Source organism: Salinibaculum rarum (assembly GCF_030505615.1).
GTDB lineage: Archaea > Halobacteriota > Halobacteria > Halobacteriales > Haloarculaceae > Salinibaculum > Salinibaculum rarum.
Genome location: NZ_CP129992.1, coordinates 1,558,067 through 1,569,697 on the forward strand (window position 1 = coordinate 1,558,067; position 11,631 = coordinate 1,569,697).

The following is an 11,631-nucleotide window of genomic DNA, read 5'->3' on the forward strand; positions in this document are numbered from 1 at the left end:
CTCGCAGAGCGCGCCCGAGACCCGACGGCGAAAAAAGTAGTCCTCACATATCCGACCAGGCACTCAGGGCCCGGCCGGTACTGTCGACGTCCCTTATCCAGCGGGTGGCGATGGCTTTCTTCAGGAACTTCGCGGGGAAGCCACCGAACGTATCGAAGAAGGGGATGACGTACACGTCGTGGGCGACGGCCGATTCGCCGACAGAGACGACGGTCCCTTTGTCTTTGTACTGCCACTGCTGGAGTGGCTGACCGCGGATGGAGCGGGCGATGTTCTTGCCGGCGACTTCGGCGGCCTGCCAGGCGGCCTGTGCCGTCGGCGGTGCGGGGTCTTCGCCGGGCTGGTCGACGAGGGCACAGTCGCCGAGTGCGAACACGCGGTCGTCGTCCGTCTGGAAGTCTTGGGCGGCGTGCAGGCGGTGGGAGCGTTCGTCTTTCTCGATGGTGCAGTCCTCGGCGGCTTCCTGACCGGTAATTCCGCCGGTCCAGACGAGCACGTCGTAGTCCAGTTCGATGTCCTCGCCGATGTAGACAGTCTCCTCGTCGACCTCGCCGATGAACTCCCCGCACATGATGTTCACGTCGCGGGCTTCGAGTCGGTCGCGGAGCGCTCCCTGGAGGCTGGGGTCGCTGTTGGGGAGCACTTCGTCAAGTCCCTCGACGAGGTGGATGTCGATGGGGAGGTTGCGCTCGTTTCGGAGTTCCGCAACCTCGCCCGCGGTCTGGATTCCCGAGAGCCCGGCGCCGCCGATAACGACCTGGGCGGGGTCGCTGGGCGTCGCGTTCTGGCCCTGGTCGATGATGTCCTCGTGAATTCCGAGTGCGTCGTCGAGTCCTTTGAGCGTATGCGAGTACTCTTTGAGCCCGTCGATGCCGAAAAAGGCCGTCCGGGAGCCGATACCGACCAGCAGGTAGTCGTAGTTCACGTCGTCGGCGTCGGCGAGTTCGACGGTCCGCTCGTCCGTGTCTATGTCGAGGACCTCCGACTCGACGAAGCGCGTCGATGGTGACTTAATATCCTCGACAGGAATGGTAATCTTCTCCTGGACGCTCGGGTCTTTGATACAGCGGTGAGACTCGTGGAGAACCAGGTGGTAGTCGTGGTCCGAAACCCAGGTCACATCTGCTTCCCCGTCAAGTGCTGATTCGAGGCTCCTGATGGCGCCTGCCCCGGCATACCCCGAACCGAGGACGACGACGTGTTCCGTCATATCGCCTCCTCAGTGACCCGCTGATACAAAGGCTACGAAATCGCTATGACGTGCGGTCACTGTTACCAGGGGCGTTTACTGGCAAAAAATGGTGGTATGTACCGTCTAACGACAATCAGGTTCAGTGCTCGGGTTCGTCTACCGGCGCCTGCATGTCGTCGATTGTCAGAATGAGAACATTGTCGGTACCATCTTTTCCAGCCAGCGTCCCGATAATCTGGAGTTTCGAGAGCGGCGTCGGACCGACGGTGACCTTGTCGCCCTCGTGAAAGTCGGCAATCGAGCCGCGGAGCTTGATTTCGGCGCGGCAGGCTTCAGGATGCTGGACGCTCGTGAGGTCGATCTCCTCGACGTTAGCCTCTTCGACGAGGTTGCCGCTGTGAAAGAGCGGAACGTCTGCCGCATGGTCCATGTCCTGAATCTGGAGTGCGTCGTAGGCCGTCGCTGTCGGCTTGTAGCCACCTTTCGGACCGGGTACGCCCTCGACTAACTGCAGTGCCTTGAGACTCTGCATCTGGTTGCGAATCGTCCCCGGGTTTCGGTTGACCCGGTCTGCGATGTCCTCGCCCTTTACTGCTGTCTCATCTTCCCGGTAGAGGTTGACCAACTCCTGCAGGATGGTCTTCTGGCTCGGCGTGAGTTCGATTGATGACATAAGGTCCTGTTCGGTAGTCGCTTCCTTAAGTCCGACGGTGGTATTACCTTCGAACGCAACTGCGAGGGGCGACTATCGCCGCGATGAATGGCAACTCCTTTTGTCCCTCCTCTGGGTTAGTCTGATATGAACGACGCGCGCGTACTCGTCACTGGCGGTGCCGGATTCATCGGCTCGAACCTCGCAAATCACCTCGCGGCGGACAACGAGGTTATCGCCGTCGACGACTGCTATCTCGGCACGCCCGAGAATCTCGACGACGCCGTCGAGTTCGTCGAGGCGAGTGTGACCGACGACGACCTCCCGACGGACGTGGACGTGGTCTTCCATCTCGCTGCCCTCTCCTCGTATGCGATGCACGAGGACGACCCCACGCGCGGTGCGCGAGTCAACGTCGAGGGCTTTGTCAACACGGTCGACCAGGCCCGCCGCGACGGCTGTGACACCGTCGTCTACGCGTCGACGTCCTCGATTTACGGCTCTCGGACCGAGCCCTCGCCCGAAGATATGCCGGTGACGGTCAACACCGGCTACGAGGCCTCGAAGATGGCCCGCGAACGCTACGGCGAGTACTTCCGCAACCACTACGGCCTGGACGTGGCTGGCCTCCGGTTTTTCTCTGTCTATCAGGGCTACGGCGGCGCAGAGGAACACAAAGGCGAGTACGCCAACGTCATCGCGCAGTTCGCCGACGACGTGGCCAACGGCCGCGCGCCGAAACTCTACGGCGACGGCGAGCAGACCCGTGATTTCACCCACGTCTCGGACATCGTCCGTGGTATCGAACTCGCCGCCGACCACCAGCTCAACGGCATCTACAACCTCGGCACGGGCGAGGCCTACGACTTCAACACCGTCGTCGAGATGCTAAACGACGAACTCGGCACCGATGTCGACCCCGAGTACGTCGAGAACCCGATTCCAGACGACGTGTACGTCCACGACACCTGCGCAGACTACTCGAAGATGTACGAGGAAACTGGCTGGGAACCGGAGATTACCTTCGAAGAGGGTATCGAGCGCGTCTGCGCGCAGTACAAGTAGGGCCGGGCGGCCGTCGCTGGTGCCCGATGCTTTTGTAGGAGTACGAGAGACCGCTAGACGATGGACCAGACCGTCCGAGTACTGGGCGTGCCGATGGACCTGGGCGCGGACCGCCGTGGCGTCGACATGGGACCGTCTGCCATCCGCTATGCCGGGCTGGCCGACCGCCTCGAATCGATCGGGCAGCCGTGTGTCGACGGCGGCGATATCGCCGTCATGCGCCCGGAAGAGCGGGATCCTGACGCCGCCAGCGCAGACCTGGGCCACGCCAAGTACGTCTCCGAGACGCGGGAGGTCTGTGAGGACGTGGCGACTGCGGTGTCTGCCACGGTCAGCGACGGCGAGTTTCCGCTCGTCCTCGGTGGGGACCACTCTATCGCTGTCGGTACCGCCGCAGGGGTCGCCGACGACCGCAACACCGGGCTCGTCTGGTTCGACGCCCACGGCGATTTCAACACGCCAGAGACGACGCCCTCGGGAAACGTCCACGGGATGGCACTCGCGGCGATTCTCGGTGTCGGGCCGTTCGCCGACCTCGCGTGGGCCCACACGCCCCGCGTCCGGCCGGAGAACGTCGCGCTCGTCGGCCTCCGTGACGTCGACGACGGCGAGCGGACCCTCCTCGGCGAGAGTCGGGTGTCGACGTACACGATGACCGACATCGACGAACGCGGTATCACCGACGTCGTCGAGGAGGCAATCGACGTCGCCACCCGCGACGTCGAACAGCTCCACGTCAGCTTCGACATGGACTGTCTGGACCCCACCGAAGCGCCAGGCGTCGGGACGCCTGTCCGTGGTGGCATCTCCTACCGGGAGGCCCACGCGGCGATGGAACGCATCTCCAGCACCGCCGGGACGCGACTGTGTAGTTTCGAAGTCGTCGAGGTGAATCCGATTCTCGACCAGCACAACCGGACCGCAGAACTGGCAACTGAACTCGTCGCCAGCGCCCTCGGCCAGCGGATTCTCTGAGACGAACCTGATAGACCTTTGTAGGCTGGTTCCGACAGGTTCGGCATGGCCCTCCCGCTTGCAACCTCCGACCCGACACCGTGGCTCGTGGTCGTCCTGCTTGCTGGCGCAGTGCTCGTCGGCCTCGCATTTCTCGGCGCTGGTCTCCTGTTGCTCTGGCGGTGGCGTGTCCTCAGCCGGGACGACGCCAATCAGTTCCGTGCCGGCCTCGACGGACCGCTCGAAGTGACCGGTCCAGCCACGGCAGCCGCGGACTCGACGCCGTTTACCGCCGCTGTCAGTCGCACCCGGTGTCTGGTCTGTCGAATCGAGGCCCAGAAGTACGAATCCAGTCAGCACGGCGGGGGCTGGCACACAATCGAGTCCCGGACCACAGTCCGCCCGTTCGTCGTCGAGTCGCCCGTCGGCGATGTCCGCGTGGAACCCGACGGCGCGAACCTCGTCCTCGACGAGGAAGTCGTCGCCAGCGTCGGCCGGGGCGAGCAAGCCACCGGGCACACGGCGGCTTTCTTCGATGCCGTCGGCATCGAGCGGCGTTCGGGGACATTCGACGTCGGCGTCACAGAGGTTGGATACGGGAGCAAGTATCGCGTCCGCGAGGCCCGCGTTGACGTCGACGAGGACGTCTACGTCGCCGGTCACGCGACGACCGACGATGGTGCGGTTGGTGGCTACGGCGGCCCCGATGCCATCGTCCGTGAACGGACGGACCGGTCGGTGAGTCAGCGACTCTTCGGCTTTCCGTTCGTCGTCGGCGACGGCGGCGAAGCGACGATCAGGCGTCACTTCCGCCGGCGTGGTTTCGGCTTCACGCTGGCGGGCGTCCTCTGTGTCGGCGTCCCCACCGGTATCGGCGTTCTCCTTCTTTGATGGCTGGTAGTGCTGGATAGCTCCGGGGCGTGTCTGCCCGCTTGACTACACCCATTCTGGCATCGCCGAGTGATTCGCCTATGACCGCTTTGGCGGTGCGCACGAAAACGACGATATCGTCGCAAAAAGAGGCGGTACTCACTAGTGGATGCCCTTGGTAGAGACAGACAATGGGTTCTTCTCACGACACTTCGGGGGAGGCACTGACCGGTGACGGACCGGCTCCTGGGACGGACGGGCCGCGAGCAGGTGTCACCGACGAGAAGACTGTCACCGAGGATGGGACCGAACTGGAGCGGTCTATCGGACTGTCGGGTGCACTCGCAATCGGTATCGGGACGATGATCGGCGCGGGGATTTTCGTGTTCCCCGGACTCGCTGCGGGGCAGGCCGGCCCGGCCGCCGCCGGGTCGTTTGCCCTCGGCGCAGTCATCGCGCTGCTGGTCGCACTGCCGGCCTCGGAACTGGCGACTGCGATGCCCAAATCCGGCGGGGGCTATTATTTCATCTCGCGGACGCTCGGCGCGCTCCCGGGTGCTATCGTCGGTATCAGCATCTGGCTTGGCTTGGTCTTTGCCACCGCGTTTTATCTCGTCGGGTTTGGCAACTACGCCGTGGCCGTCCTCGCTGAGGCCGGCGTCCCAGTCGGCGGCATTCCCATCGTGACGCCGCTGGCACTGCTTTTCGGCGTCTTGCTCACTGCGTTGAACCTCTTTGGGACCGAGAACGCCGCGCGCCTCCAGAACTACGTCGTCGGCATCCTGTTGACGATACTGGTCCTGTTCCTTGGCTATGGGGGCCTCGACTCGCTCGGTGTCTTCGGCACCGCCTCGACCCCGGAGCGGTTCGTGCCCTTTGGCCTGACTCCGGTGTTTACTACTGCTGCCCTCGTCTTCACCTCCTATCTCGGCTTCGCGCAGGTAGCCACCGTCGCCGGCGACCTGAAAAATCCCGGCCGGAACCTCCCGCTGGCGATGGTCGGCTCTGTCGTCGTCGTCGGTATCCTCTACGTCGCGACGATTTTCGTCGCCACCAGTGCCTTCGACAGTGGCACGCTCGCAGGCTTCGGCGAGACTGCTATCGTGGAGGTTGCGCGCGCGTACGGCGGACTGGGTGGCGCAATCGCAATCTTGCTCGCGGGATTGCTGGCGACGATTTCGAGTGCGAACGCATCGATTCTCTCCACTTCTCGGGCCGTCTTCGCTATCAGCAAGGACTCGCTCGTGCCACAGTACGCGAGTCGAGTGAACCTGGCCTACGGGACGCCCCACGTCGCGCTGGCGATGGCCGGCGGTCCCGTTCTCGTTCTCGTCGCACTCGGGGAAGTCGAGGTCCTCGCAGAGGTCGCTTCGTTCCTGCATCTCGTGATGTACGGGCTGATGTGCGTCGCACTGCTTGCCGTTCGGCGTGACGAACCCGACTGGTACGACCCGGAGTTTCGCGTGCCCGCGTATCCGCTCGTCGCCGGCCTGGGGGCACTCGCCAGTTTCGGGTTGCTGGCGTTCATGCAGCTGGCCTCACAGATTATCGGCGTCGTCATCATGCTCGGGGCAGCCGGATGGTACAAGTACTACGCGAGTAATGTTTCAATCAAGGGGGTATTCTAATGTCTGGTGACACCGACCGGCCACAGATGCGGATTCGAGAGCCGCCAGTCGTCCTCGTTCCGGTGGCGGTACTGGAGGGCCAAACCGTTCCGGAGACGGTCGTGGACTTTCTCGCACCGGCCCGGGTTGTCATCCTCGGTTACCACGTCCTGCCCGACCAGACGTCGACCGAACAGGCGAGCCTGCAGTTCGAGGACCGCGCCCAGCAGGCCGTCGAGACAATCGCCGAGACGTTCCGTGCCGCTGGTGGCGACCCCGAGACCCGCGTCGTGTTCACTCACGACCGCGACCAGACTGTCGACCGCGTCGCGGCCGATATCGGCGCGACGGCGACGCTCCTCACGAACCCGACCGCCGAGATACGCGACGTTCTCGTTCCGCTCCGTGGCGCCGTCGACCAGGCCCGCCTCGCAGACCTCGTCGCGACACTGCTCGTCGACGGCGAGCACTCGGTCACGCTGTGGGGTATCGACACTGACGACCCCGACTTCGACGCCGGCGCGGCCGTCGAAAACGTCAGGAACCGACTCGACCGACGGGGTGTCCTCGCCGAGCAGGTCGACTTCGAACGCTCAAGCGAGGAGGCACCGCTCCGGGCTATCGTCGAGCGGTCTGCGGAGTTCGACGCTATCGTGATGGGTGCCGGCGAGGAGTCGCTGGTCACGGTCTTGCTGGGTGAAGACGAAGAACGCGTCGCAGACGCGGCGGTCGCTCCCGTACTCGTCGTTCATCAACGACCCGAAAACGAGTGACTTGCCGCCCTAGTCGTCGATCTCCGACTCGACTTCGGGAATCACCGTCACCGACGCCACGCCGTCGCCGGTTTCGACTTCCATCACTTTCACGCCCTTCGTGTTCCGGCCGACCGTCGAGATATCCGCGACCGGACAGCGCATAATCTGGCCGGTTTCGCTCATCACGACGATGTGGTCGCTCTCTTCGACGGTCTTGACCGTCGTGACCGGGCCGTTTCGCTGGCCGGTCTTGATGTCGATGAGTCCTTTCCCATAGCGAGACTGGGTCCGGTACTCCGAGAGGGGCGTGCGCTTGCCGTAGCCGTTTTTCGTCACGGTCAACAGCGCCCGTTCGTCGCCGTGTTCGGTGGCTACCAGGCCCGCGACGCGGTCGCCGTCCTGGAGTTTGATGCCGCCGACGCCGCGTGCGTTCCGGCCCATCTCGCGGACTTCGTCCTCGTCGAATCGGATAATCATCCCCTGCTCGGTGGCGATGACGAGGTCTTTGGTCCCGTCGGTCACCTCCACGTCGACGAGTTCGTCGCCGTCTTCGAGGCTGGCCGCGATGATACCCGTCGAGAGGATGTTCTCGAAGTCAGAGACGCAGGTCCGTTTGACGTAGCCCTGCCGGGTCGCCATCGTGATACACTCGTCTGGCTCGAACTCGTCGGTGTTGACGACGGCCGTCAGTTCCTCGCCGTCGTCGAAGTCGATGAGGTTCACGGCGGATTTGCCCCGTGCCGTCCGGCTCATCTCCGGAATCTCGTAGGTCTTCAGCCGGTAGACCTGCCCCTGGTTTGTGAAACAGAGCAGGTAGTCGTGGCTGTTCGCGCGGAACACCTTCGAGACGCGGTCGCCCTCCTTGGGGTCCGAGCCGATGATGCCTTTCCCGCCGCGGTTTTGCGGGTCGAAGGCGCTTGCCGGCATCCGCTTGATGTAGTCGTCCTCGGTGATGACGACCAGACAGTCCTCCTCGGGGATGAGGTCCTCGTGGGTGACCTCACCTTCGGCCTCCATGATGGCCGTCCGCCGGTCGTCGTCGTACTCTTCTTTGATGTCACGGAGTTCGTCTTTGATGACGCCGAGCAGTTTCTCCTCGTCGGCGAGGACGGCTTCGAGGTACTCGATGGTCTCCTGGACCTCCTCGTACTCGGTTTCGATTTCGCCGGCCTCCATCGACGTGAGCGAGCCGACCTGCATCCGGAGGATGTGAGCGGCCTGTTCCTCGGAGAACGTAAACGTCGATTGCACGTCGGGGTAGTCGAGTTCGCCTTCCAGGTCCGCGATGTCCTGTTCGCCCTGCAGGACCGCCTTGGCCTCGTCCCGGTCGCGTGACTCGGTGACGAGATTGACGATGGCTTCGGCCTTGTCGACGGCTTCGAGACGACCCTCCAGGATGTGTGCGCGGTCTTTCGCCTCTTCGAGGTCGTGTTCCGAGCGTCGCCGGATGACCTCTTTCCGGTGGTCGATGTAGTGGTCCAGCGTCTCCTTGAGCGAGAGCACCTGTGGTTGGCCGTCGACCAGCGCGAGGTTGATGACGCCGAACGTCGACTCGAGGTGGTGTTCGAGCAGCTGATTTTCGACCACGTCGACGTTCGCCCCGCGTTTCAGGTCCACGGCGATGTGGACGCCGTTACGGTCGGACTCGTCCCGGAGGTCCGCGATGCCCTCGATTTTCCCCTCGTTGACGTCGTCGGCGATGCGCTCGACGACGCGGGCCTTGTTCTCCTGGAAGGGCAGTTCCGTGATGACGATTTGGTCGCTCCCGCCCTCGTTGCGCTGTATCTCGTAGTCTGCCCGGACGCGCAGTCGGCCCCGACCCGTCGAGTACGCTGAGTAGATGGCGTCCTTGCCGACGATGTTTGCACCCGTCGGGAAATCCGGTCCCTTGACGTGCTCCATCAGGTCCTCGACGGTACAGTCGGGGTTGTCGATGAGGTGGACTGTCGCGTCGACGATCTCGCCGAGATTGTGCGGCGGGATGTTCGTCGACATGCCCACTGCGATACCGGACGAACCGTTCAGGAGGAGATTCGGGAGCTTCGAGGGCAGTACCTCCGGCTCTTCGAGTCGGTCGTCGTAGTTGGACTGGAAGTCGACGGTGTCTTTCTCGATGTCTGCGAGCAGTTCCTCGGCGATGGGAGACATCCGGGCCTCCGTGTAGCGCATCGCCGCCGCCGGGTCACCGTCCATCGACCCGAAGTTCCCCTGGCCATCGACCAGCGGATAGCGCATCGAGAAGTCCTGTGCCATCCGGACGAGCGCGTCGTAGATAGCCGAGTCGCCGTGCGGGTGGTAGTCACCCATCGTCTCGCCGATAATCGAGGACGACTTCCGGTGGCTGGTGCTCGAACTGACGCCCAGTTCCGACATCGCATACAGGATGCGCCGGTGGACGGGCTTGAGCCCGTCACGGACGTCCGGGAGCGCACGCCCCGCGATGACGCTCATCGCGTAGTCGATGTAGGATTGCTCCATCTCGTCTTCGATGCGAACGTGTTCGACGTTCGCGGCCGGTGCCTCCACGTCGTCTGTGTCGGGAACGTCCGAGCTCATATGTCGACCCACTCCGCTTCAGGCGCGTGGTCTTTGATAAACTCCTTCCGTGGCTCGACGGCATCGCCCATCAGCACGGAGAACATCTTGTCCGCCGCCGCCGCGTCCTCGATGGTAATCTGCTTGAGGTAGCGATTCTCCGGATTCATCGTCGTGTCCCAGAGTTGCTGGGGGTTCATCTCGCCCAGGCCCTTGAACCGCTGGACCTGGTCGGGGTTGCCGTTGCACTTCTCCTCGACTATCTTGTCGCGCTCGGCTTCGGTCATCGCGTCGTACGTCTCGCCTCTGTACCGGATGCGGTAGAGTGGCGGCTGGGCCGCGTAGACGTAGCCGGCATCCAGTAGCGGCTTCATGTGCCGATAGAACAGCGTCAGCAAGAGTGTGCGGATGTGTGCCCCGTCGACGTCTGCGTCGCACATGAAGATAATCTTCTCGTAGCGCACGTCGTCGATGTCGAACTCGTCGCCAATTCCTGTCCCGAGTGCGGTGATGAGGTTCCGAATCTCGTTGTTCTCGAGGATTCGGTCCAGGCGGTGTTTCTCGACGTTCAGAATCTTCCCCTTGATGGGCAAGATGGCCTGGAAATCCGGGTTGCGGCCCTGCTTTGCCGAACCGCCGGCGCTGTCGCCCTCCACGACGAACAGTTCCGCGTCGCTGGGGTCTTTCGTCTGGCAGTCGGCCAGTTTTCCCGGCAGTGCTGTCGAATCGAGCGCGGATTTTCGCCGCGTCAACTCCTCTGCTTTCTGTGCCGCCTTCCGGGCCTTTGCGGCCTCGACGGCCTTCGAGACGATTGCCTCGGCGGTGTCGGGGTGTTCCTCGAAGTACGTCCCGAGCTCTTCGTGGACGGCCGACTCGACGATACCTCTGACCTCGGAGTTGCCGAGTTTCGTCTTTGTCTGGCCTTCGAACTGCGGGTCGGGGTGTTTGACCGAGAGGACGGCCGTGAGCCCCTCGCGGATGTCGTTGCCCTTGAGCGTATCGTCCAGGTCACGGAGCAGCCCGTTCTCCTGGGCATAGTCGTTGACGATTCGGGTCAGCGCGGTCTTGAACCCAGTCAGGTGTGTCCCGCCCTCGCGGGTGTTGATGTTGTTCGCGAAGGCGTGTATCGAGCCCTGGAGTTCGTCGGTGGCCTGCATCGCCACCTCGACCTGGACGATGCCCTCGCCAATTTCCTCCTCGTCGTCGAAGTAGATGACGTCCTCGTGGAGGTGTGTCTTCGTCTCGTTGAGAAACTCCACGAACTCCCGGATGCCGCCGCTGTACTCGAATTGCTCTTCGTTGCCGTCGCGTTCGTCGACGAGCGAAATCTCGACGCCGGAGTTGAGGAAGGCAAGCTCCCGGAGACGAGAGACCAGCGTCGAGAAGACGTACTCGCTCGTCTCGAAGATTTCGTCGTCGGGCCAGAAGCGAATCTCCGTGCCCGTCTCCTCGCCCGGCTCCATCTCGCGGACCCGTTCGAGTTCGTACTCGGGTTCGCCGTGGTCGAAGCGCTGCTCCCAGACCGCACCGTCGCGTTTGATTTCGACTTCGAGCCACTTCGAGAGCGCGTTGACGACGCTCACACCGACGCCGTGGAGCCCGCCCGATACCTGATAGGACTTGCTGTCGAACTTCCCACCGGCGTGGAGAATCGTCATGATGACCTCGACGGCGGGTTTGCCGTGTTCCTCGTGCATGTCCACGGGAATCCCACGGCCGTCGTCACTGACGGAGATGGAGTCGTCCTCGTGGATGGTCACCTCGATGGTGTCACAGTGACCGGCGAGTGCCTCGTCGATGGAGTTGTCGACCACTTCGTAGACGAGATGGTGCAACCCTCGTGAGTCGGTCGAGCCGATGTACATCGCGGGCCGCTTTCGAACGGCTTGCAGCCCTTCGAGTACCTGTATCTGGCCTGCGCCGTACTCAGTATCCTCAGACATGAAAACCTTAGACAGTGCTAGTAGACCACCCCCCTTAAAACTCACGCACGCGCGAGCG

At 63.2% G+C, this 11,631-nt stretch carries 9 protein-coding genes; 5 read left to right on the forward strand and 4 right to left on the reverse strand.

The window, feature by feature from the left end:
- Positions 1 to 43 precede the first annotated feature (43 nt).
- Positions 44 to 1,210 carry an NAD(P)/FAD-dependent oxidoreductase gene (locus tag QYL91_RS08290; RefSeq protein ID WP_302080030.1) on the reverse strand — a complete coding sequence of 389 codons (1,167 nt, stop codon included), beginning with the start codon at positions 1,208 to 1,210 and terminating at the stop codon, positions 44 to 46.
- Positions 1,211 to 1,331: 121 nt separating this feature from the next.
- Positions 1,332 to 1,865 (reverse strand): Rrf2 family transcriptional regulator, encoded by a 534-nt coding sequence (locus tag QYL91_RS08295; RefSeq protein ID WP_302080031.1) that lies wholly within the window; start codon positions 1,863 to 1,865, stop codon positions 1,332 to 1,334.
- Between the two features lie 126 nt (positions 1,866 to 1,991).
- On the opposite strand from QYL91_RS08295, the gene QYL91_RS08300 reads away from it, so the two are divergent.
- From QYL91_RS08300 to QYL91_RS08320, 5 genes are all read left to right on the forward strand, one after another.
- Positions 1,992 to 2,909 (forward strand): NAD-dependent epimerase/dehydratase family protein, encoded by a 918-nt coding sequence (locus QYL91_RS08300; RefSeq protein WP_302080032.1) that lies wholly within the window; start codon positions 1,992 to 1,994, stop codon positions 2,907 to 2,909.
- A gap of 60 nt (positions 2,910 to 2,969) precedes the next feature.
- A complete protein-coding gene (rocF, locus tag QYL91_RS08305) occupies positions 2,970 to 3,884 on the forward strand; it encodes an arginase (protein WP_302080033.1) in 915 nt (304 codons plus the stop codon).
- A 45-nt stretch (positions 3,885 to 3,929) separates the two neighbouring features.
- Complete coding sequence (locus tag QYL91_RS08310; protein ID WP_302080034.1) at positions 3,930 to 4,754, forward strand: hypothetical protein; 825 nt, start codon at positions 3,930 to 3,932, stop codon at positions 4,752 to 4,754.
- A gap of 170 nt (positions 4,755 to 4,924) precedes the next feature.
- Positions 4,925 to 6,361 (forward strand): APC family permease, encoded by a 1,437-nt coding sequence (locus tag QYL91_RS08315; protein WP_302080035.1) that lies wholly within the window; start codon positions 4,925 to 4,927, stop codon positions 6,359 to 6,361.
- Positions 6,361 to 7,113, forward strand: coding sequence for a universal stress protein (locus QYL91_RS08320; RefSeq protein WP_302080036.1), 753 nt, complete (start codon positions 6,361 to 6,363; stop codon positions 7,111 to 7,113). The genes QYL91_RS08315 and QYL91_RS08320 overlap by 1 nt, the downstream gene beginning before the upstream one ends.
- A 9-nt stretch (positions 7,114 to 7,122) precedes the next feature.
- Here QYL91_RS08320 and gyrA read toward each other — a convergent pair whose 3' ends face one another.
- The gene (gene gyrA / locus QYL91_RS08325; protein WP_302080037.1) at positions 7,123 to 9,651 is read right to left on the reverse strand and encodes a DNA gyrase subunit A; all 2,529 of its coding nucleotides are present in this window, start codon (positions 9,649 to 9,651) and stop codon (positions 7,123 to 7,125) included.
- Positions 9,648 to 11,573 (reverse strand): DNA topoisomerase (ATP-hydrolyzing) subunit B, encoded by a 1,926-nt coding sequence (gyrB, locus tag QYL91_RS08330; protein WP_302080038.1) that lies wholly within the window; start codon positions 11,571 to 11,573, stop codon positions 9,648 to 9,650. Before gyrB ends, gyrA begins: the two co-directional genes overlap by 4 nt.
- Positions 11,574 to 11,631 lie beyond the last annotated feature (58 nt).

Excerpts from the sequence above, each read along its gene's own strand:
- QYL91_RS08290 (WP_302080030.1), bottom strand. The coding sequence starts at position 1,210 with ATGACGGAACACGTCGTCGTCCTCGGTTCGGGGTATGCCGGGGCAGGC.
- QYL91_RS08295 (WP_302080031.1), bottom strand. The coding sequence starts at position 1,865 with ATGTCATCAATCGAACTCACGCCGAGCCAGAAGACCATCCTGCAGGAG.
- QYL91_RS08300 (WP_302080032.1), top strand. The coding sequence starts at position 1,992 with ATGAACGACGCGCGCGTACTCGTCACTGGCGGTGCCGGATTCATCGGC.
- rocF (WP_302080033.1), top strand. The coding sequence starts at position 2,970 with ATGGACCAGACCGTCCGAGTACTGGGCGTGCCGATGGACCTGGGCGCG.
- QYL91_RS08310 (WP_302080034.1), top strand. The coding sequence starts at position 3,930 with ATGGCCCTCCCGCTTGCAACCTCCGACCCGACACCGTGGCTCGTGGTC.
- QYL91_RS08315 (WP_302080035.1), top strand. The coding sequence starts at position 4,925 with ATGGGTTCTTCTCACGACACTTCGGGGGAGGCACTGACCGGTGACGGA.
- QYL91_RS08320 (WP_302080036.1), top strand. The coding sequence starts at position 6,361 with ATGTCTGGTGACACCGACCGGCCACAGATGCGGATTCGAGAGCCGCCA.
- gyrA (WP_302080037.1), bottom strand. The coding sequence starts at position 9,651 with ATGAGCTCGGACGTTCCCGACACAGACGACGTGGAGGCACCGGCCGCG.
- gyrB (WP_302080038.1), bottom strand. The coding sequence starts at position 11,573 with ATGTCTGAGGATACTGAGTACGGCGCAGGCCAGATACAGGTACTCGAA.